Source organism: Sediminibacterium goheungense, assembly GCF_004361915.1.
Lineage (GTDB): Bacteria > Bacteroidota > Bacteroidia > Chitinophagales > Chitinophagaceae > Sediminibacterium > Sediminibacterium goheungense.
Window position 1 is genome coordinate 250,320 of the sequence record NZ_SNWP01000012.1, and the last position, 22,610, is coordinate 272,929.

Annotated in this window: 20 protein-coding genes and 1 tRNA gene; 6 read left to right on the forward strand and 15 right to left on the reverse strand. The window is 41.2% G+C overall.

Features of this window, described 5'->3' with window-relative positions:
- The first annotated feature begins 97 nt into the window (after positions 1 to 97).
- The gene (locus BC659_RS13625) at positions 98 to 3,709 is read left to right on the forward strand and encodes an amidohydrolase family protein (RefSeq protein ID WP_133475349.1); all 3,612 of its coding nucleotides are present in this window, start codon (positions 98 to 100) and stop codon (positions 3,707 to 3,709) included.
- A 210-nt stretch (positions 3,710 to 3,919) separates the two neighbouring features.
- On the opposite strand, the gene BC659_RS13630 is transcribed toward BC659_RS13625, so the two are convergent.
- Together BC659_RS13630 and purB are read right to left on the reverse strand one after the other, a co-directional pair.
- Entirely contained in the window at positions 3,920 to 4,915 is a 996-nt protein-coding gene (locus BC659_RS13630) for a bestrophin family protein (RefSeq protein WP_133475350.1), read from the reverse strand.
- A gap of 91 nt (positions 4,916 to 5,006) precedes the next feature.
- On the reverse strand, positions 5,007 to 6,353 hold the full coding sequence (gene purB / locus BC659_RS13635) for an adenylosuccinate lyase (protein WP_133475351.1): 1,347 nt from the start codon (positions 6,351 to 6,353) through the stop codon (positions 5,007 to 5,009).
- A 59-nt stretch (positions 6,354 to 6,412) separates the two neighbouring features.
- Here purB and BC659_RS13640 point away from each other — a divergent pair, with 59 nt between their 5' ends.
- Together BC659_RS13640 and BC659_RS13645 are read left to right on the forward strand one after the other, a co-directional pair.
- Entirely contained in the window at positions 6,413 to 7,156 is a 744-nt protein-coding gene (locus BC659_RS13640) for a menaquinone biosynthetic enzyme MqnA/MqnD family protein (protein ID WP_133475352.1), read from the forward strand.
- A gap of 7 nt (positions 7,157 to 7,163) precedes the next feature.
- Entirely contained in the window at positions 7,164 to 7,946 is a 783-nt protein-coding gene (locus BC659_RS13645; protein ID WP_133475353.1) for a glycosyltransferase, read from the forward strand.
- Between the two features lie 11 nt (positions 7,947 to 7,957).
- Here the strand turns inward: BC659_RS13645 and BC659_RS13650 are convergent, their stop codons facing one another.
- Positions 7,958 to 9,085 carry a glycosyltransferase family 9 protein gene (locus BC659_RS13650; protein WP_133475354.1) on the reverse strand — a complete coding sequence of 376 codons (1,128 nt, stop codon included), beginning with the start codon at positions 9,083 to 9,085 and terminating at the stop codon, positions 7,958 to 7,960.
- Between the two features lie 58 nt (positions 9,086 to 9,143).
- On the opposite strand from BC659_RS13650, the gene BC659_RS13655 reads away from it, so the two are divergent.
- A complete protein-coding gene (locus tag BC659_RS13655) occupies positions 9,144 to 10,052 on the forward strand; it encodes a hypothetical protein (protein ID WP_133475355.1) in 909 nt (302 codons plus the stop codon).
- Between the two features lie 4 nt (positions 10,053 to 10,056).
- Here BC659_RS13655 and BC659_RS13660 read toward each other — a convergent pair whose 3' ends face one another.
- From BC659_RS13660 to BC659_RS13695, 8 genes are all read right to left on the reverse strand, one after another.
- Complete coding sequence (locus tag BC659_RS13660) at positions 10,057 to 10,875, reverse strand: TylF/MycF/NovP-related O-methyltransferase (RefSeq protein WP_133475356.1); 819 nt, start codon at positions 10,873 to 10,875, stop codon at positions 10,057 to 10,059.
- Positions 10,876 to 10,882: 7 nt separating this feature from the next.
- On the reverse strand, positions 10,883 to 11,794 hold the full coding sequence (locus BC659_RS13665) for an FkbM family methyltransferase (protein WP_133475357.1): 912 nt from the start codon (positions 11,792 to 11,794) through the stop codon (positions 10,883 to 10,885).
- A gap of 39 nt (positions 11,795 to 11,833) precedes the next feature.
- Positions 11,834 to 12,730 carry a glycosyltransferase family protein gene (locus tag BC659_RS13670; RefSeq protein WP_133475358.1) on the reverse strand — a complete coding sequence of 299 codons (897 nt, stop codon included), beginning with the start codon at positions 12,728 to 12,730 and terminating at the stop codon, positions 11,834 to 11,836.
- Between the two features lie 5 nt (positions 12,731 to 12,735).
- Positions 12,736 to 13,329, reverse strand: a complete 594-nt coding sequence (locus tag BC659_RS13675; protein ID WP_133475359.1) for a class I SAM-dependent methyltransferase — start codon at positions 13,327 to 13,329, stop codon at positions 12,736 to 12,738.
- A gap of 48 nt (positions 13,330 to 13,377) precedes the next feature.
- Positions 13,378 to 14,292 (reverse strand): glycosyltransferase family 2 protein, encoded by a 915-nt coding sequence (locus BC659_RS13680; protein WP_133475360.1) that lies wholly within the window; start codon positions 14,290 to 14,292, stop codon positions 13,378 to 13,380.
- The gene (locus BC659_RS13685) at positions 14,289 to 15,413 is read right to left on the reverse strand and encodes a glycosyltransferase (RefSeq protein ID WP_133475361.1); all 1,125 of its coding nucleotides are present in this window, start codon (positions 15,411 to 15,413) and stop codon (positions 14,289 to 14,291) included. Before BC659_RS13685 ends, BC659_RS13680 begins: the two co-directional genes overlap by 4 nt.
- 84 nt (positions 15,414 to 15,497) lie before the next feature.
- Positions 15,498 to 17,978: a YfhO family protein gene (locus BC659_RS13690; RefSeq protein WP_133475362.1), complete on the reverse strand. Its 2,481-nt coding sequence runs from the start codon at positions 17,976 to 17,978 to the stop codon at positions 15,498 to 15,500.
- A 108-nt stretch (positions 17,979 to 18,086) separates the two neighbouring features.
- Complete coding sequence (locus tag BC659_RS13695) at positions 18,087 to 18,362, reverse strand: hypothetical protein (protein ID WP_133475363.1); 276 nt, start codon at positions 18,360 to 18,362, stop codon at positions 18,087 to 18,089.
- Positions 18,363 to 18,401: 39 nt separating this feature from the next.
- Between BC659_RS13695 and BC659_RS13700 the strand changes: the two genes are divergently transcribed.
- Positions 18,402 to 19,184: a queuosine precursor transporter gene (locus BC659_RS13700; RefSeq protein WP_133475364.1), complete on the forward strand. Its 783-nt coding sequence runs from the start codon at positions 18,402 to 18,404 to the stop codon at positions 19,182 to 19,184.
- 117 nt (positions 19,185 to 19,301) lie between these two features.
- Here the strand turns inward: BC659_RS13700 and BC659_RS13705 are convergent, their stop codons facing one another.
- The 4 genes from BC659_RS13705 to BC659_RS13720 all read right to left on the reverse strand — a co-directional run bounded on the left by BC659_RS13705 (position 19,302) and on the right by BC659_RS13720 (position 22,436).
- Complete coding sequence (locus BC659_RS13705) at positions 19,302 to 19,760, reverse strand: NUDIX hydrolase (RefSeq protein ID WP_133475365.1); 459 nt, start codon at positions 19,758 to 19,760, stop codon at positions 19,302 to 19,304.
- A gap of 1 nt (position 19,761) precedes the next feature.
- Positions 19,762 to 20,703, reverse strand: a complete 942-nt coding sequence (locus tag BC659_RS13710; protein WP_133475366.1) for a magnesium transporter CorA family protein — start codon at positions 20,701 to 20,703, stop codon at positions 19,762 to 19,764.
- Between the two features lie 72 nt (positions 20,704 to 20,775).
- On the reverse strand, positions 20,776 to 21,552 hold the full coding sequence (dapF, locus tag BC659_RS13715; RefSeq protein ID WP_133475367.1) for a diaminopimelate epimerase: 777 nt from the start codon (positions 21,550 to 21,552) through the stop codon (positions 20,776 to 20,778).
- A gap of 5 nt (positions 21,553 to 21,557) precedes the next feature.
- On the reverse strand, positions 21,558 to 22,436 hold the full coding sequence (locus tag BC659_RS13720; protein WP_133475368.1) for a nucleoside phosphorylase: 879 nt from the start codon (positions 22,434 to 22,436) through the stop codon (positions 21,558 to 21,560).
- A gap of 96 nt (positions 22,437 to 22,532) precedes the next feature.
- Here BC659_RS13720 and BC659_RS13725 point away from each other — a divergent pair.
- Positions 22,533 to 22,606 (forward strand) — tRNA-Cys (locus BC659_RS13725).
- The last annotated feature ends 4 nt before the right edge of the window (positions 22,607 to 22,610 follow it).

Sequence of the window (22,610 nt, forward strand, 5' to 3'; positions counted from 1 at the left end):
CTGAACCGCATCTTTGATTCCATTTGTGTAATTTTTCTCTCTTTTTAGTTACTCATATCAATTCCTTAGTATCTTATACATCCAAAACCCGCTATTAATGAGAAAATTGTTCTTCTCGGGCCTTGCTCTTGGAGCTTCCGCCCTGATTGCAACTTCCGTTCTTACTACGGAGGATAAAAACCGGCATTGGTTATTGTCTTCTGCTTTTTTTGCAGATTCCGTAAAAAAGGACACACCTGTTTATGTAACCTTTAAAGATCTGCCACTCAAACCCGAAAGGCAGATTAGTTTTAACACCAATGAAGGAACCTGGATGAGTGTGGATGTGAGTCCGGATGGTAATACCATTGCTTTCGACCTGATGGGCGATATCTATACCATGCCTATAACAGGCGGTAAAGCAACACCTGTTACCAGTGGCTTTGCATATGAAACACATCCCCGTTTCAGTCCCGATGGAAACAAACTCTTATTTACCAGCGACAGAAGCGGAGGAGACAATATCTGGATTATTGACCGGGTGAAGCAGGATACGATACAGCTGACAAAAACCAGGGTGGATGATTATGTGAATGCAGTATGGACACCCGACGGTAAGTACGTGATAGCCAGTCGTGGCCGACGTTTACCCCGGTTATGGATGTTCCACGCTGATGGAGGTGGAGGTACACAACTGAATGATGCACCGGGTTCCTTAAAAACAATTGATCCATTTATCAGTCCGGATGGTAAGCATATTTACTACAGTGAACGTTTTGGTTCATGGAACTATAATGCATTACTGCCCCAGTACCAGATCGGTGTTTATGATCGGGATAAGGGTTTAACAAGTACCATTACTTCCCGTTATGGATCTGCCTTCACACCTACATTGAGTAAAGATGGTCAATGGATGGTATATGGCTCACGTTATCAAGATAAAACAGGTCTTGTGATACGAAACATAAAAACAGGCGATGAGCGTTGGCTGGCATATCCTGTTCAAAGAGATGAGCAGGAAAGTATTGCACCGCAGGGTGTATTACCCGGTATGGCATTTACGCCTGATAGCAAACATTTGATTGCCAGCTATGGCGGTAAAATATGGAAGATACCTGTGAGCGGAGAAACCGCCACTGAAATTCCTTTCAATGCGGATATGAAACTGGAACTGGGGCCACGTCTTTATTTCAATTACGAAGTAAAAGATACTACGCATGCACTTGCTTCACAAATCAGGGATGCTACACCCAGTCCGGATGGAAAACAGCTAGCCTTTACCGTACTCAACAGGTTGTACGTAATGGATTATCCGAATGGCACACCCAGACGTGTATCGAACCACAATTTTACAGAAGCCATGCCCGCATGGAGTCCTGATGGTAAACAAATTGCGTTTGTAACATGGGATGAAAAAGAAGGAGGTCATGTATACAAAGTAAACATTGCATCATCACAAATCACAAAACTTACATCTGAAGCTGCGTTTTATATGCAACCCGCATGGAGTTACAATCAGCGTATTGCTTTTTTCCGCGGACCCAAGCGTTTGTTCAAAGACGCAGAAGATCCATTCTTCAGTGGTGAAGAAGCTGATATGGTATGGATGAATGAAAATGGTGGGCCCCTTACAATAATTGATAAGGCGCGTAACCGGGGCAATATTCATTTTACCAAAGAATCAGACAGGGTATTCCTCAATACAGGAGGTGGTGCGTTGGTCTCTATTCGTTGGGATGGAACCGATCCTAAAGTACATGTTCGTATAACAGGTATTACTACATTCGGATCGGTACTCGATGGTCATGATGATGCTCATGAATCCACAAAAACAACCGGGAAAGAATATGTCATGGGTAGATATATGTCTGTAGCCGATCCTTTGAATAACTGTATGCTTCCCGAATCGTACAGCAGCCGTGAGCCACAGAATATGCCTTCATCTGCGGGTATTGTTTTAATGGCACCTGTTGGTAACCAGGCACTGGCACAGGTGAACAATAATATCTATGTGGTAACGGTACCTGAAACAGGAAAACCTACCAGTATCAATGTGGCAGAACCCTCAGCAAGTATATTTCCATCCCGGCAATTAACAGAGATCGGCGGGGAGTTCCCGGCTTGGGAAGCAGATGGTAAAAAAATTCACTGGAGTCTGGGTAATGGTCACTGGACATACGATATCGAAAGGGCCAAAGCTGTGGAAGATTCTGTAAAAGAAGCTAAAAAAGCAGATGCCAAACGTGCAGCAGATAGTATAAAGGCTTTAAATGCAGCAGGACCTGATGCTAAGAAGTTAGCAGATTCCCTTGCAAAGAAAAAAGCCACCGATTTAGCTGCTGCATTAAAAGCAGATCCGGCAAAAGCCAAACAGGACAGCCTTGATAAAGCAGAGTTAAAAAAGAAAGAGAAATACGCACCTATGGAAACACAGGTGAAAGTGTATTATGAAAAAGATATTCCTGCCGGAATCATCCTGCTGAAGAATGCGCGCATTATTACCATGAAAGGTGATGAGGTGATTGAGAAAGGAGATATCCTGATCGTGAACAATCGTATTAAACAGGTAGGCAAAGGTATTGCAGCACCTGCAGGAGCCAAAGTGATTGATTGCGCAGGTAAAACCATTACACCGGGTTTTGTGGATACCCATTCGCATATGTGGCCGTTCTGGGGTCTGCATAAAAATACCGTTTGGATTTATGCTGCCAATCTGGCTTATGGTGTAACCACCACACGCGATCCGCAAACAGCCACAACAGATGTGCTTACTTACAGTGATATGGTAGATGCCGGTACCATTCCGGGGCCAAGGGTATACAGTACAGGTCCTGGCGTAGGTTACTGGATGTACAATCTCCGTGATCTTGATCAGACCAAAAAAGTACTGGAACAATACAGTAAATACTACAAGACCCAATACATAAAAATGTACCTCACAGGGGTGCGTCAGCAACGTCAGTGGGTAATTATGGCGGCTAAAGAACAAAAGCTGATGCCAACAACAGAAGGTGGACTGGATTATAAATTAAATATGACCCACCTGTTGGATGGATATCCTGGAGTGGAACATGCCATACCCATTCATCCATTATATAAGGATGTAACCAAAACCATTGCAGAAAGTAAAATGGCACATACACCCACTTTACTGGTAGCTTATGGTGGACCATGGGCAGAAAATTATTATTATACCACAGAAAGCCCGGTACATGATCCTAAGCTTAACCGCTTTACCCCTTATGAGGAACTCAGTACAAAAGCACGCAGAAGAACTGGTGGGAATGGCGGATGGTTTACACCTGAAGACCATGTTTTTAGTAAACATGCAAAAGGAACCAAAAGTATTGTTGAACAAGGAGGTCTGGCAGGTGTTGGAAGTCACGGGCAATTACAGGGATTGGGTTATCATTGGGAACTGTGGAGCGTAGCAAGTGGCGGTATGAGTCCGCTTAATGCATTGAAAACGGCAACCATCCTGGGTGCCACTGCGTTGGGGCTCGATAAAGAACTCGGTAGCCTTGAAGCAGGTAAACTCGCAGATATCGTAATCATGGATAACAATCCGCTGCAGAATATCCGTAATACCAACAGTATCCGATACGTTATAAAAAACGGAAGGGTATATGATGGTAATACATTAGATGAAGTATATCCGAACCAGAAGAAATTAGATATCAGTTCCTGGACCAAAGAAGCACCTAAGGTTACAACAGGAGTGAAGGAGTGATCTGAAGAAAATGTCAGATGGCAGATCGCAGATGTCAGATATGGGATTTCTGATGGCGGATGTCTGATGTCTGATTTGAGACTACATATATCAACAAGGGAGTTACATTTTATGTAACTCCCTTGTTGATTGTAAAATACCTGTAAAGAAAATCTGCCATCAGACATCTGCGATCTGATATCTGACGTCAGCGATCCGCGATCCTACATCTTACATTTGTATACTGTTTACGGCTGCAATTGGCTGGGGGATATCTGTTTCGTTCAACATTTCCCTCAGGTCTATTTCAATGGTTCTGCTGAGTGTGGTGATGGGTACGTCATTCGCATTGCCTTCAAAAGGATTTTCAGTGGCTTCGCCGATTTTTTCCATGGTATTAAAAACCCAGTTCACAATTACACTGAAAGGAATATTCAACCATACCATATAATCTCCCAGCTTGTTAAATTCCTGTAACAGGCCAAAGGGAACAATAAAGGTAAAAAGACGGATAAAGTATAGATTGATACTGGCGAATTGACGTGGATAAGGGAAGTTTTTGATTCGCTCGCAGCGTCCCTGCAGATCGTATAATTGTATCAGTAAGTTTTCCAGTTCCACATAATTCAAGGGATCAATCAGCCCTGCTTCTTTCAACTGTTTTAAATGAGCAGATTGTAAACTGATGAGTTGGGTAGCCCTGTTTTTCTTGTTCCATACATATTGGAAGTCTGACTCGCTTAGGTAAGGTTTCAGTGCTTCTTCAAAAGGTATCTGGTGCTCTGGAATACTATAAAATTTCCGGTATTCAAGATTGTATATTTTATTGATGTTCTCCCAGGGTCTTGTTTCCCTGAGTTGATAGCGTAATGCCGTTAACCAGGCAATATGACGATACATAAGTTCTTTGTGCAATGAGGAATGCTGTTCATGATTTCCTACAAAATCTTTTACAAGGATACCCCATGATCTGCTGGTATTAACAATGCCGCCCCATATCTGCCTTGCTTCCCATAAACGGTTATAGGTCTGGGTGTTTTTAAAACCAATAATAAATGCGGCAGCTGTACCAATCATGGCGATGGGCACCCAGGGTATGGCAAGCCATGTCCAACCCATGCAGCGGTACAAAACAGTAGGAATAACGGCTAATATGAAAAGCCTGTAAATATCTCTTCTTGTCCAGAAAAGAAATTCGCTCAGTTTATAGTGGTTTCCGATATGCATGCAGAAAAGGTAAGAAAACTTCTGCGTGCATCTGTGATTTCAGTGGCAAATTAATCGTAACTAAGTTGCCACTGAACCCACAGAAAATAGGTTAAAAATCAGGATTAACGCCTGTGTAGTTAGAGGGTGTAATGGACTTTAATTCTTTCTTTACTGCCGCACTTACTTTCAGCGACTGAATAAAAGTCTGCATTGTTTTCTTATCAATTTTATGATTGCCACGGGTGAGGTCTTTTAAGGCCTCATAGGGGTTAGGGTAATGCTCTCTTCTCAGAATGGTCTGAATAGCTTCCGCAACCACTGCCCAGTTGTTTTCCAGATCGTCTTTTAGTTTTGCTTCGTTTAGTACCAGTTTGCCCAAACCTTTTTCGATCGATTTGAAAGCGATCACAATATGTGCAACAGGGGAACCCATATTTCTCAGTACGGTTGAGTCGGTGAGATCACGCTGGAGGCGGCTGATGGGTAATTTGGCAGAAAGATGCTCCAATAAAGCATTGGCCATTCCCAGGTTACCTTCTGCATTTTCAAAATCAATAGGGTTTACTTTGTGAGGCATGGCTGAAGAACCAACTTCACCTTTTTTTGTTTTCTGTTTAAAGTAATCCATGCTGATATAGGTCCAGATATCACGACACAGATCCATCAGGATATTATTGATGCGTTTGAGGGCATCAAAATGCGTGGCCAGGCTATCGTAGTGCTCAATCTGGGTAGTAAACTGCATACGTTGCAGTCCCAGTGTGTTTTCCACGAAATCATTTCCAAGTACCACCCAGTTCTTTTTTGGGAAGGCAATATGATGAGCATTGAAATTACCGGTTGCACCACCGAACTTGGCTGCGTAGGGTATGCTGGCAAATAATTCGATCTGATTGTTCAGTCTCTCAACAAAAACCATCATTTCTTTTCCTAAACGTGTAGGAGAAGCCGGCTGTCCATGCGTACGTGCCAGCATGGGAATATCCTTCCACTGAACGGCTAACTGGTATACATGATTCTGTAAATTGATAAGAGTAGGCAGGTACTCATGTTCCATACAATGTTTCCAGCTGAGGGGTATGGAGGTATTATTAATATCCTGAGAGGTGAGTCCAAAATGTATCCACTCCTTCAAGTGGCCGATACCTGCTTTGTCTAATTGCTCTTTCAGGAAATATTCCACCGCTTTCACATCATGGTTGGTAACCGACTCTATTTGTTTGATTTGCTGTGCGTCATCGATACAGAAACCATCTAATACTTTCTTCAACTGTAAACGGGCTTTTGCGGGTAGCTTGAAAAAACGTTTATCTGCCAAAAAAAAGAAATACTCTATTTCAACCAGTACCCTGTATTTGATGAGCGCATATTCAGAGAAGTACTCATCTAAATGCTGTACCTGTTTGCGATAACGTCCATCAATGGGTGTAACAGCGGTAAGTGGGCTAAGTTCCATCTGCGATTTTGAGGTTATTTATTGATTATTGGTTTTCTTTGCATGCAAATTTAGCTGAATTGGACAAGAGATTAAGGATTGGAGCCGTTAGTTATTTGAATACCCGACCTATGATGTATGGGATTCATCGTTCAGGGCTGATGCAGAAAGTAGACATGGTGGCCGATTTCCCGGCCAATATTGCCGCTATGTTATTGAATGATGAGATTGATATAGGTCTGGTGCCAGTGGCGATTATCCCCCGCTTACAGGAAGCCCATATCATTACCAACTATTGTATTGGAGCGGTTGGAAGGGTTGAATCTGTTGGTATCTTCAGTGAAGTGCCCATTGAAAAGGTAGAAAAACTGATTCTGGACTACCAAAGCAGGACTTCTGTTAACCTTGCCAGGATTTTATTGAAAGAATACTGGAAGAAAGAAATCCAGATCGAGCAGGCTAAAGAAGATTACAGACACCTGATTCAGGGCACTACAGCCGCTGTTGTAATCGGAGACAGGGCATTGTCGCAGCAAAAAAAATCTGCTTATTACTATGATTTAAGTGAAGCATGGTATAAACATACAGGCTTACCTTTTGTATTTGCTGCCTGGATAGGGAATAAACCAGTGGATACTGATTTTGAAGATGCCTTTAACAGAGCCAACGCATATGGATTAAACCATATTGATGAAGTGGTACAGGAATTGACTTTTGCGGATTATGACCTGAAAAAATACTACACACAAAATATCAGCTATATATTAGATGAGCAGAAACGAAAAGGACTGGATCTTTTTCTTCAAAAATTAACCCAACTCTAAAAGCATCATGAATGGTATTTCAGTAATCACCATTTGTTTCAATAACCTGACCGATGTGCAAAAAACCTGTGCATCTGTTGACGCACAAACCATGCCTCCACAGGAGCATTGGATCATTAACGGGTCTACTAATTCCGATATTGCAGACTGGCTGGAACATACGCTTCAACCAGCATATCGTAAATGGATCAATGAAAGAGATAAAGGTATAGCTGATGCCTTTAATAAAGGGATACGAAAAGCCAATGCCCCTATAACCCATTTACTGAATGCCGGAGATATTTATGCTGGTACAGATGTGTTGGCTACTGTTTCTTCCTTTTTTCAGATACACCCAACGGTACAATGGATCAGTGGAAATATTGAACTCATAAGAGGTGGTGAGAAAGTAATCATCGGAAAACCGTTTGAAAAAGGAAAACTATACAGGGGTATGCGTAGTGTATCGCATCCTACATGGTTTGTAAAGAAAGAGGTGTACCAGCGTGTTGGTTATTTTAAATCGGAGTATAAGATTGCAATGGACTATGATATGATGTGCCGTTTGGGTGACGAAGCTTATCAATACCTGCCTAAAACCATTGCTATATTTGATGATACAGGTGTTAGCTCCACACAGTATCTGCGGTCTCTGGCTGAAAACAAAACCGTTTATGAGTCATATTTCGGAAAGTCAGTAAAACTGGCATTTTGGCAATTAAGGCTAAAGCTATTATATTATCTACTCCAGAGCAGTATCGGTAAATGGTTGTTCCTTGTAAAGAAAAAAATGGGTCTGGAAAACTGGTAACTAGCATATGGCTAATAGCTGATAGCTTGTATTACCTGTTCTGGTGAAACCAAACTGTAAGGCAGATCAATTACAAATTCGTACTTGCTTCGCACCAGTTCTTCATTAGCTAATTCCTCCTGAATTTGTTTTGGATAAACTGCAATAAAATGACCCGATAATTCTTTGGGATAGGGTGCAAAGCGCTTGTATTGTGACCCGTTGAAAATGCCTGTTACCGGGCAACCTACCGCAGCGGCTAAGTGCACCGATCCGGTATCAACTGATAATAACATAGAAGCTTTCTGCAGAACGGTCAGCATTTCTGGCAGGGAGGTTTTTCCGGTTAGATCGAGAAGGGGATAGGTATATGCTTTACAAAAAGCATCGGTGTATATTTTATCACCTGCAGCACCGCAAACAACGGCTGTATACCCTTTCTGTTCATATAGATAAGTTGCTACTTTCACGAAGTTGTCTACCGGCCAGATTCTGGTCTTACTCCGGGAGCCAGGAAAAACAACGATAAATTTTTCCGGCAAGCCATCGTAGGGAGGTAATAAAGGTGAAGCCACTTTGGTGTCTACCACAGAAGAATAAATGCCGGTAATGAATTCTGTGAACATCCTGTTGCGATAAAATTCAAATAGGGGCTTGTAGGGATGATCAAAGAGTTGGGTGTATAAGTCTTTATCGTAACCCAGTTCATAGGGCTGTACACTTTCCGTGTTTGCAATCATGCCAATATTTTCTTTGGCTCCTGCAGCCCGGATAATGCTGTCATCATATCTTTTATCCCGGGAGAAAGTAGGGTTGATAGCGGTTGTATAACCCTGCCGGTAAATCATTTGTAGAAATCTATATCGGTAACGTAGTTCGGATTTAAAACGGATTTTGTCGATCCAGAAATGTTTGTTTACCGATGATGCATCGAACTGTTCAAACAAAGATTTCCAGCTCCGGTTACCACAAAAATGTATTTCATGGTTGCTGTATTTCGGTGAAGCAACGATCTCATTCAGGAAATTGCGCCAAAGCATGTAATCACCTATCTCATCGACCCTTACAATCAGTAGTTTTGGCTGCAGAGGTTTTTGCCTGTACCCCAAACGGGCCAGCCATAAGAGGCAGTCGTAAACAATACCTTTAATCCGGTTCAAAATAGTCGTTTCTGGGTCATGCAAATGTACAATCTGTAGACAGATGAAGTCAGATTTTATGACTTGGCATCCGATATGTATTTTTACTGCTACTAAATATACCAAAATGGGCTTTCTCGGTAACCTGAAAAATCGTCTTTATATCAAGCTCCGGAGAACACTTAATCTGGAACAGATAGATTATAAGCTGAATAAAATAAATATGCTGCAGGTTGATGAATACCTGCAAAACCATTTATACAACAATCCCCGGTATCAGCAGGCCGATAAACTAAACAGATACGAGTTTCAGGTATTCTCACAGGTAGGAGACGATGGTATGATTGAGGAAATCTTCAAAAGAATAGGTACTACCAATCAATATTTTGTTGAATTCGGGGTAGAAGATGGCAGTGAAACCAACAGCACATACCTGCTATACAAAGGCTGGAAAGGTTTATGGATGGATGGGAGTGAGGAGCATATTGCCAAAATTCATCAAACCTGCCCTAAAGCAATATCGCGTGGTGATTTAAAAGCGATACAGGCTTTTATTACAGCTGAGAATATTGAATACCTGTTTGAAAAAGCCGGCGTACCGGCTGAACCTGATCTTTTATCGATCGACATAGACAGGAATGATTATTATGTGTGGAAGTCTATTCAGAAATACCGCCCCAGGGTGGTGATCATTGAATACAATGCTATTTTCCGACCCGGATGTGAATTTGTGATTGAATATGATGCGGCATCCATGTGGGATGGTTCAGCCAATACCGGTGCAAGCCTGGATGCCATTTGTAAACTGGCGGAAGAAAAGGGATATAAATTAGTAGGTTGTTGTTTTGCCGGGGTGAATGCTTATTTTGTGAGACAAGATCTGATAGGGAACCATTTTACCGGACCGTTTACCAGTGCCAATCATTATGAACCTCCACGGTATTATTTGTATACTAAACCGGGGCACCCGAGGAAAATTAATTTGTAACGGTCTAATTACTTTTCGTCTTTCTCATAAAAGCGCTGCCACTTTTATCGGGCATAAGTATGATATGTTCTCCAGACTGCTTGCAAAATTCATCAATGGCTTTTTTTGAACCATCCCAATGCAGGCTTGAATAATCGTGCAGAAAAAACAAACCACCTTTTGGCATACGTTCATAAAAGAATTCGAGTCCGGCTTTTGTAGGTGCATATAAATCGCAGTCCAGACTTACAATTGCATATTGTCTGTTCTGGTGTTCGGGGGTGATGGTGTCCGGGAAAAAGCCTTTTACAAAAGAACAATGTGTAACAGCCTGACCAATAACCTGCTTTACCAGTTCAATGGAAGTGTTGTTGAAATCTGTGTCTTTTTGTGCATCAATGCCTGTCAGATCATCTTTGCTAAAACCTTCATAGGTATCGAAAAGAAAAACCTGCCGTTGTTCGCTGGCTGCATAATGGGCGAGTATGGCAGCAGTATTGCCTCTCCAGACACCCAGTTCAGCAAAGTCTCCTTTAATATCTTCAGCCAGTACTTGTTTGCAGTTTAGTATAAAACCCCATAAGCGGGCCGTATCGCCTCCGTTATTTCTGCGATTATGGGAAGAGAATCTTTTTTGTAATTCGTAAAACTCAGGATGTGCCTGAAAAGCTGTATGTGAATCCGGCTGATAGGCTGTAAAGAAAGGTCCCCAATAAGAAAAACCCAGATGAAAAATATTACCCAGAATTTCCTGGGTATGGATACGATTCATCAATCGTTGTGTGGGGGTACGTTTTTTAAAGTAGCCCTTTATTTTTACCAGAAATTTTTTAAGCTCGCTCATGCCGGTATTATATTACGGGTAATGAATTTTCTGATGCAATGAATTTCTCCGACAGGTCGCTGTCATCTTCATGGAAAAGACAAACATAGTAATATTCAATACAACTATTGTCGGTATCTGCATAACGGTGCATAGCCGTAATCAGGTTTTCCTGTTCGAAAGGCATATTCATAATAAAACGTCCGTTCTGATCAAAAAAAGTAATGAAATGATAGCCGGCAGCACCTAATGCGATCAGTGTAGAGAGACCGTCTTCTCCGATCTGCTCCATTTTATTTCGGTTGTATTCAAAATAAATAACCGGCTTTTTCTCGCGAATTAGTTTTACGGCCCCTCGCATAACAATCGTATCAAAGCCTTCGCAGTTTATTTTGAGTAATTTGAGCATCCTGTTCTGCAGGTGTTCTTCTGCCAGTACTTCATCAACGGTTTTGAAATGAATGGTAGTATTGCCTTCTTCTGAAGGTATAATTGTCGTGTTCCATCCATGGTGCAATAAAGCTGCTTTTTTGCTTTCTATTTTTTCACCTAAATAGGTTTTGATCAAAGTCACATTTTTGAGTGACATGGTATTTCTTTTTAACAGATCAAATAGAAAATCATCACCTTCAATACTGATGATGGGTACTTCTGCAGCGGTTTTAATTTTGACAATACTGTCGCCAATATTGGCACCCGCATCAATAATAGAAACAGAAGGATATTTTTCAGCAATAAGAGCTGTTAGCCTTCCCAATTGGTTCTTTGCTCCAGCATCATCTTTATAGATACCGATCATTGGATGATTACCGGGTATCTCAAGCATATAATTTCCAACCATAAGCTTTTTAACCTTATTTGTTTGCTTATGATGCTTTGTTTTTGCTTTTACCAATTCATATCCAAAAATCTTCCATACTGGTTTTGTCGAACTGTGCATAAAGATTAGGTGCTTTAAAGGTCTGGTTGTATAACAATATTACATCCTGTTATGCAGATCTGATACAATCTTTTCAAATTGCAGCTGATAGCAGAAATCGTAAGCGCCCGGCCCCTCAGGTATTACATTCGGACATTGGTAGTAGACTTCCAGTATCCTGGGCACTTTCAGTGCTTCGGCAAGTGAAAAAGGAAAAGACTGATTGCCGATAAAGAATTTTGAACCGGCAATAATTGCGGCCAGTTCTGCAAAATTGGAAACAGGTTGGTATACGAGATGGGGGAGTTCTTTTTTCATGGCTTCGTATTCGTCTGGTACACCTACAAAAACAAGGTTGGCGTACTTTGATAAAAAAGAATACGAAATGCCGGGTGTATGGTACCGGCTGCTTCTTGCCAGTACAATTTTATCGGAAAAACGTAGATCAGGCTGTATCTGCAGCCAGGGTGCACCTAAGTCGGCGGTTACAGCAAACGTAAGAAAATACCAGCGGGCTATGCTGTACATCCTGTAATCGAAAGGGAAAGCACGAAACGCTGTAAGGTCATAATGTATCGCTTCACCATTCCAGGCACCGAAAAAATGAAAATCCGGCTGTTGTGCTATCAAAGGAGCAAACATCGACACACTTTTTTCATTCAGCATCACGTTGCCGTTTGGGTGTTTCATTTGTTTGGTGAAATCTCTGTTGGGCTGATGAAGCTCAAAATACAGGTTGATTTTTCTTCCCTTTGCCAATGCTTTCATCGCAGGTATCGAATAAATAACATCTCCTGCATGTCCGGTATGTTTAAAATGAACCGTATCTCCTGTTATGGGTAATAGTGGGGTCAAAACCTGCGGCAAATGCCGGATACCATCCGTAAATCTTTTTTCTTTTTGCCTGTGGTTATAATCCAGCTTCCAGTTATGCACTATGTTCTTTAGTAAAGACATCTGCTTTAGTTCAGTTTATATACTTTTAAAACGATCACCACATTGTAGTCAATTTCACAATTACTACTGAATAATATTTCGTAACGTATGCCCGAAATCTCATTCATTCTTTCCAGCATCAGGTCATAACCCATATTGGCGTGAATATGATACGGATTCATCGGAATACCCATTTCCCGGCAATAAATCTCATACTTAGGCTGGTCGGGGAACACAAGAATAAGATTGCCGCCCGATTTCAGGATGCGAATAAATTTACGTAATGCATCACCTGTATCGGTAAAATCTTCTATCAGATGGCTTGTATACACATAGTCATAAGTATTATCGGGAACAGGTATTTCGTTGTTAATTACATCAACACCTATATCAACCTTATCTTTTCCTGTATGTGTATATGGTTGAGGGAAATCGATGCCATCACAATTTGTTTTCATGATTTTATCGCCACCAAAACCAATATCACATCCTTTGCCTGTACAATAGGCCGTAACCCAATGCCTTACTTTGGCTGTTTCGGAGGGTGAAACAAAGCGAATCCCAAACCAGCGACTTAATGTTCCCTTGATTTTTCTTTCCAGTTTTAAAGCCAGACTCATGCGTATATTTTTTCTTTTTAATCTCCGCCATCTCAAACGGAGAAAATACTAATGGAATAAACCTTTCAGCGCATCTATCCTGAAACGAACGACGGGCCATGATTTTGCCGGTTGACCGCGAAACAGGTATATCATTCCCAATACAAAAGAAGCACCTAATTTGAACAGGTATTCAATGATTTTAATCAGATAGGCCAATTTGCTTTTCTGTAAAGTACGAACCCGTTCACCACGCCCATAACCGCTTGCTACCCTGTAAAGATAAGCAGGTGTAAGTTTAGCTACTTCTACCACATGGTAAACAACAATATTGGGGTCATAGTAAATGTCGTGCCCGAGGGCCTGGAGGCGATAAAAGAAATCTTTGCCTTCACCGCCGATTCTAAGTTCTCCTTTTACACCGGGTAAGGATGTATTAAAGCCGCCGATGGTATCAAACAGTCGTTTAGGTACTACCATGTTTGATTCTAAAGGATATTTACCCGACTTGAAAGCCGACACTTGTGGTGCATAATGAAAATTACCTACCATTGATGATACGTAATGGCTCATCCAAATGGGCTCAGAAGGGATATATCTTGGAATAATCCGGCCACCCAGACCACCCGAACCGGGATGCACTTCAAAAAACTGAATAATCCTGCTTAAATAATCTGTATTTGCAACAGCATCATCGTCCATAAAACACAGCAATCCAGAAGTAGATTGGGCTGCACCTGTATTACGGGCAAAAGATGCACCCTGCTTATCTTCATTCAGATACCTAACCTGCATATCGCTATGAGTACGGATATACTCCTTACAGATATCTTCAGTATTATCGGTTGAATTATTGTTCACCACAATCACTTCAAAAGATGTTTTAGGGAGTGTTTGGTGGTACAGGCTATCTAAAGCCTCAGTGAGATGCAGTGCCCTGTTATACGTGCATATAATAACCGATATCTGTTTAGTAGGATTCATAATCGGTTTAAAGATACGAGTGCTTTCTGTACAATAGCCGGCCAGTAATAATGTTCAAAGAAGGAATCAGGTGTATTGGGCTGCTGGGATGGGTTAAAAGCATTCATGGCATTGGCAAAAAGTTCCCAGTCATAATCCGTAATAATTTTCATTTTCTGCCCGGCCAGTTCCGGTAAAATACCTTTTGAACCCGTTTGCGAAGTAATAATGGTCTGGTGATAGGCCAGCGCCTCTACCAGTTTAGTTTTAATGCCACCCCCAAGGGTAATTGGATTGATAGAGCAATCTGTTCCTGACATAAAAATGGAAATGTCATCTACAAAACCCGTTACAATCAGCTCCGGTTGTTCTTTCAAGACTTTTTCCCATTGTGCAGAAAGGTTTTTCCCACAAATAAATATTCTGAAAGCTAAATGATGATTTCTCAGACGGGGTAACAATTCATATACAATTACATGCAATGCGTCGATATTGGGGCCATAGTTAAGGGTCCCGTTGAAAAGAAAAAGGATGCAGGTATCCGGTATCTTAAAATATTCTGTGAGCCTTTTGCGGAGCAGGGGCTTGAGATCGATAACGGCACTATCTAAGGAAACGCCATAAGTAACAACACTCGATTTGTCCGGATCCAGTTTCCAGCTGTTTATCGCATAAGAGAGGTCTTCCTGGGTAATAAAAAAATTGAAATCGGCGCAATGATGTACAAAGCGCTCGTACCTGTAATAGAGTTTCCAAAAGGGGCGCTGAAGATCTCTGAAACGATAGGCTTCAATATTATGAGATCGTATGACCAGTTTCCTGCGTGTAAAAAAACGAAGCATCAGACCCAGCCAGCCGAAATAAGAATGCTCAATGATAATGATGTCGATTTTTCGTTTTCTGATTAGTAAGATCAGCTTCAGCAGGTATATTATGTTTAACGGGCCTTTCCAGTGATCAAAAAGAAAATTGAGTATCTCTACACCCGGAATTAGATCGGTCTTGTTTTTTTTTGAAACAGCCAGCGTAACACTGGTTTGCGTGGAGAGTTGTTTATAAAAACCCTCCACGCATTTTTGTCCTCCCATATGTGCCGGAAACACCGGGTATGAAATAATACCAAGAATAGCGGGTTGTTTCATGTATATTCTCTATTGATTTTGGCCACATGGAATTCGCCGAATAAACATTCCTGTTGGTATCAGAATTTGTTATAGCTCATTTCATCAGGCTTGTTCTTCTCTTTTTTTTCTGAGTGAGAAGAATACGGCCAGTATCAATAAGATCCAGATAGGTGCCGATGAAATAACTGCGATTTTAGCACTGTTGTAATAGGATGCAGGCTTAAATTCAAACACAATTTCATGATTACCCGCAGGAATAGCCAGACCTCTTAATACATAGTTCACTTTCACAATCGGTACTTCTTTTCCATCGATGGTGGCTTTCCATCCTCTGTCATAAAAGATTTCGCTGAATACCGCGAACTGATTGCTATTGCTGGTTGAACGATAGCGTACAATATCATTATCATTGATTATCTGTGTGATGGTTGCCGAAGAATCATAGACTGGTGTAAAAGGAATATTGTTTTTATATTGTTCTTCTACAATGGCTGTATCAGCAGGCGAAAAACGGTTCATCGCTCTCATAGCAGCGCCCGCATCTTTTTCATACTGTATACCTTTTACAAACCATGCATGTCCTAAGGCAGCAGGGTTAATCTGCAAAGAAGGTTGTCCGTTTTGTTGCGGATCCGGTACAATCACGTACCGTGTATTCAGCATATTCAGCACAGACATATTCATCGGCTGTTTGGCCAGCTGGAAAGTAATCAGGTCATTATAACTACTCAATTTGGCCGGATGATATCCACCTACAGAACGATGGTGATAAGCAGTAATAGCATCTGTATAGGGGTCAACGGTAAGATTTAAAACACGTGGTTTGGTAGTATCACTTAATATCTGCTTGTCAATGGCAGTTGGTGCAAACTGGGCCTCATTTACTACTTCTGCTTCCTGGAAATTGCGTTCATTGAGGTAGCGTTTACCAACAGTAAAAAGATCTGCAGAACTTAAAATCAGTATCGCAATCAATGCATAGAATGTTTTGATTTTTTGCTGAACTGCCAGCCATAATAAACCAACTGCAGCTACAATGAATCCAATACTTCTCAGTAAGTCGCTACCGAACAGTGAGCGACGATCATCTTTAAGTGCATTGTAAAAACCATTCGCCTCTTCCTGATTGCCACCTAATAATTGAGCCAGATATCCTTTCAGCGAATCGTCTTTTCCTGCATAGTCAAAAGAAAAATAGAGTAATACAGCACCTAAAAGAAAAGCCGCCATTATATAAACTGATTTTTTTAATGCAGCCATCGCTACTGCTTTATTCTTTTCTTCAAAAAGAAACTGCTGTAATGCCATCATACCTAATAGCGGAAAGAGTACCTGTGGTAAAATCAAGATAATACTAGGTGCGCGGAACTTATTGTATAACGGAAGGTTATTGAAAAGGAAAGTATTGAAAGATAGGAAATTACTTCCCCAGCTCATTACTACTGCCAGCACACAAACAGCGAGTATCCACCAACGATGCCATGTTTTCAGGTATACCATGCCGAGTATAAACAGGAAACAGATGATAGCGCCAAAATACACCGGACCGGATGTCATGGGTTGAGGCCCCCAATAAGTAGACATAGACCCGGCAAATGCAGCAGCCTGGTCTTCCGGAATCCCTTTTTCTATTGCTCTTTTTGCAAAGTTTGAATGAATGTCAAGTTCACCGCCACTGCTACCGCCATAAATACCTGGTACCAGAAATGTATAAGTTTCAGTCAGACCATAGCTGCCATAGTAAAAAGCATAATCAGTAGCGAGTCCTTTGCGCACGGTCACGTTGCCGGTTGAATCAAGTGCAGGTGCATTACCCCGCATGGTGGCGTTTGCATAATCTCTGGTGGTAGCCAATGAAACAATATTGGGCCCAACAGAAAGCAGCCCCATGGATAATGCCAATAGGAGCGAGATGCCAAGGTGTTTATAATCCTTCTGTTTGATCCATTGAATGATAAAGCCAATAGTCATAAAACCGGCCATGATCAGAAAATAATACGTTACCTGCAGGTGGTTCATGGCAATCAGCAGATAGCCAAAAAGTGCGGTTAAAGCGGCCCCCCACCAATATTCTTTTTTATAAATCAACCATAATGCACCTAATAATGCGGGCATATAACCCATTGCCTGCATTTTGGTATCATGTCCGGCTGAAAGAATTACAGGGTCATATGTTGCATAGGCATAAGCAATGCTACCCAATATGCCTATCCATGATTTAGTACCTATTACCTGCGACAGAAAGTAAAATCCAATACATAAAAGAAAAAAGTAGCCGATTGGTTTACCCATGAATAACATGAAAAGCTGATGGAAATAAACAGGTGTAATGGGGTTGGCAGCTTCCATGGCAATCTGATAAGCGGGCATCCCACCAAAGAGATTGTTGTTCCACAAAGGATAATGACCATGTTTTTCCTTATAATTAAAGAGATCCTGGGCCATGCCTTTCCAGTGCATTACGTCGGTCTGGCTCAATACCTTTCCTTCCAATGCGGGCTTACAAAAAATAACTGCAATAATTAAAAAAATACCCACTGCAATGGCATGTGGTAAAAGAGATTTCCATTGAAACTGCTTCATGCTGTTTATTTCTAGTGTCAGCAAACCTACAGGAAAAATTCTTTCATTTTTACCTGTTTCGGTCCATTTAAAAGAGATTGATTGTATTTTGTGTAAAAACCAATCTATTCACAGCGATACCCGGTATTTTATGGCAGGCTTTTCCTTTTTATCCCGTTTTGCACTGATCTGTAATTTATTTTTTGTTGGAGCCATGGCAGTACGGATATTTTTTCCGATTGATGATGCCCATGAACTGGGTATGGTTGCCAATATAGCTGTTGTGATGGGATTGGTACTATCGCCCATCGTTAATATGAGCGTAAACCTTTGGTACCTTATACTGTTATTAAGCAGAAAACAGGTAACTGTGCCATTATGGGTAAGATTATTTAATGTATTCATACTCCTCGCACAGCTATTTTTTTACATTATACTTCCCGCATGATACATTCCATCTTAAAAGACCGCCCAACAAAACTTTTTATCAGTATTGCCGCTTTTTTTGTAGCCAATGCCCTGATAGCGGAATGTATTGGTGGTAAAATTTTTTCACTGGAAAAACTGTTTGGCTGGCAACCGGCAGATATGACCATTTTCGGACAGACAGGGCTTTCATTTAACCTGACCTGCGGGGTTCTGCTCTGGCCACTGGAATTTATAGTAACCGATATTGTAAATGAATATTATGGCCCTAAGGCTGTTAAAAGAATCAGTTATACAGCCGTTGTATTAATTTCTTACGCCTTTATCATGTTTTATGGGGCTATGCGGATACCACCGGCTGATTTTTGGATCGGTTCAAAACAGGCAGAAGGTATTCCGGATATGCAAAATGCTTTTGGTGGCATATTCGGTCAGGGTATGTGGATTATACTGGGAAGTCTAATCGCATTTCTGGTAAGCCAGATCGTCGATGTAACGGTCTTCCATAAAATTAAGAAACGTACCGGCCAGAAGTGGGTCTGGTTAAGGGCAACCGGTTCTACGGTTGTGTCGCAACTGGTAGACAGTTTTATTGTATTGTTTATTGCATTTAAAATAGGAAATGGCTGGAGCTGGAAATTGGTACTGGCTATATGTCTGGTGAATTATTTGTACAAGTTTACGATGGCGCTACTGTTAACACCGGTTATTTATCTCGCCGAAAAACAAATCGACCGATACCTGGGAGAGGATACAGCAAGAAAAATGAAACTACAGGCAATGGGGAAGGAGGCGGAGTAGTGTTTCGGCTGCGAGCTATGAGTAGTGAGCTTTGCGCTATATCATTTTGTTAGTTGTATCAGTATTTGTTGTAGGATGAAGTAGATCTTCCTTTACTCGCAGCTCATAGCCCACAGCTCACAGCTGTTCCTTCAGCAACTGAATGACTACTTTATCAATGGGCAATGTCATGCAATCTGTATGCAAATCATCCCAGCTTATCCATCTGAAAACTTCACTTTCGCCATGGGGGTTACTGATTTGTTCCGGTGCAAAATCAAATGCGGTTGTTTTGGTAGGTAGTTGAACGGGGTGGTTGGGGTGCACAAAATAATAAATAGAGATAATCTGATCTTTTTGATTAAAAGCAGAGATCTGGAAAAAATCTGTGGTGTAAATATGATCACCGATCGTTACATCCAGACCGGTTTCTTCCATAAATTCTCTCTTCAAACAGTCTCTTGTTCCTTCACCAAATTCAAGTCCGCCACCGGGCAATTTGGTAATATAGGCACCACGAATAAATTCATCGCTTACCAGCAAGCGTTTGTTTTCATCAAACAGAATACCATATACCCTCACATTGAATAGCGGCATATCAGAACCATTTCTTTTTCATAAAATACCAACTGATCACAACTGCAATGGCAATGGATAATCCGATGGGCACATAAAATGCATAGGATGAATGGGCCCAGGGGATATTATCCACGTTCATGCCATATAAACTTGCTACCATTACCGGTAGAGAAAGAATAATGGTGATGGATGTAAGCCGCTTCATTACATTATTCAGGTTATTGCTGATAATGCTGGCAAATGCATCAAGTGTGCTGGTAAGAATATTGGTATAAATATTGGCCATTTCAAGGGCCTGGCTGGTATCTACAATAAGATCGTTCAGGAATTCTCTTTCTTCTTCATTCAGTCCCAGGAAATTTGTTCTTTCCAGTTTCATCATCAGCATTTCATTGCTTCTGAGTGCTGTAACAAAATACACCAAACTTTTTTGTATACGCATCAGGTTTAAAAGGTCAACATTACTGTTACTCTGGTATAAACTGGTTTCATACTGATTACGGCGTTGATTGATTTCTTTCAGGAATTCCATGAAGTTCTGCACCACTTTCTCAAATACCTTCAGGATCATCATATTTTTTTTGTCGGGATGTCTTTTCTGAAAAGAATTCAGGAATTTTTTGATGGCTCCGTTGTCGAATGAATTGACCGTTATGATCTGTGTATGTGTGAGGATGATACAGATCGGTATCGTGATATAAAATGCATCACTATCGTTAAAAGAATTGTTTTCGGTTGGGGTTTTGATAACAACAAATCTTACGTTGTCCTCTATCTCATAACGTGGCCTTTCATCAATATCAAGGGAGTCGCGTAAAAATTCAATCGGAATATCCAGGTCATCGGCAAGTTGAATAAATTCCTCTTCTTTAAAGGGTGGAACCAGGTTAACCCAAACACCCATTTCTGCCCTGTCAATCTCTGCGGTCTGCCCGTTGATATTTTTGAAATATTGAATCATACAAGTGATTGAAGAATGTCAGATCGCAGATGCCAGATTCATTATACATCTGACATCTGCGATCAGACATCATTAAATATTTATTTCTCCTTTGTACACAAACTCTGCTGGCCCACATAACCATACATTCCTGAATTCCTGATCGTTGATTTTTTCAAACTCAACAGCCAGGTGTCCGCCTTTTGTTTTGATCTCTACCCGGTTAAATCCTTTTTCATTGTGTGCAAATACAATGGCGGCAGCGGTTACGCCGGTTCCACAACTATATGTTTCATCTTCCACGCCACGTTCATACGTACGTACAATAATGTGTTTGTTTTCTGCTTCAACAAAATTTACATTGATACCCTCCCTGATAAAATCCTTACTGTTCCTGATATTTCTGCCTTCATGAAAAACATCCATGTCCATAATGTTTTGTACAGATTTTATATAGTGAGGGGAACCGGTGTTGAGAATGGTATCACCATCGTAATCCCGTACTTCAAAAACATCTTTCATTCTCAGTCTAATCCAGCCATGTTCCGCAATCTCTGCATCATGTTCACCATCAATCGCTAGAAAACGATAAGTGATTTTATGGATGCCCATATCATACGCAAAACGGGTTAAACAACGTCCGCCATTGCCACACATACTGCTTTCCTTTCCGTCAGCATTATAGTATTTCATTTCAAAGTCAAAGCCTTCCAAAGTGTTGAGCAGCATCAGACCATCTGCCCCAATACCGAATCTTCTGTCGCAGATATGGTGGATCTGTGTGGTAGTGAGTTGCAAGGCACCATCACGGTTATCTATAATCACAAAATCATTACCTGTTCCCTGGTATTTATAAAATTGAATCGTCATATTGATTATTTGATCTGGCCAATAATTTCCAATGTCTGTCTGATTAATTTTTCCATCGTAGCAGCACTGTCTTTACTGAATTCCTGACTGATGCGGTTCGCAACTATGGCACTCAGGCTCAGACACTGATGACCCAATAATTTTCCAAGTCCATAAATACCACTGGTCTCCATTTCAAAATTGGTGATACGGTGATTGCCGTATGAAAAGCCGGTGAGCCTGTCGATGAGTTCAGCGTTTACTAGTCCCAGTCTGAGTACCCTTCCCTGCGGACCGTAAAATCCCGGACAGGTAACGGTGATTCCGTGATGAAATCCCTCTACAAAATACTTCAGCAGCGAAGTGCCGGCGGCAGCTATATAGGGTGCGGCAAAACCACCGCCTATCTGAATCTGTGTAGCAAAAGCACCCAGTAGTTGATTTTCTTCAGGGTTGTTTTGTTGCTGATAAAAGTTTAATAAATTATCGATACCTAAGCCATGCGTGCTGGCTACAAAACTATCAACGGGAATATCTTTTTGTAAAGAGCCTGAGGTACCTACCCGGATGATATTGAGGTGGGAGAGTTGAGGTTTGATGGTACGCGTTTCAAAATCAATATTTACCAATGCATCCAGTTCATTGAATACAATATCAATGTTATCTGTACCAATACCTGTAGATACAACCGAAATTCTTTTATTGCCTACCCATCCGGTATGGGTTACAAATTCACGGTGTTGGTATTTGCCTTCCACTTTATCAAAATACTTGCTCACTTCGGCCACCCTGTCAGGGTCGCCAACGGTAATAATGTGCTGGGCCAGCTCTTCGGGTCTCACATTCAGGTGATAAACAGCACCTCTGCTGTTGATTATCAATTCACTTTCTGCAATTCTGTTCATATAAACGGGTTAATGCCGACAAATTTCGGGTTTTCGCATTTAGAATTTTGAAATTCCTTTGATTGCTTTATTTTCGCACCCTGCTACAGAAAAAATGGTCCTGTGGCCGAGTGGCTAGGCAGAGCTCTGCAAAAGCTTCTACAGCGGTTCGAATCCGCTCGGGACCTCCAAAGG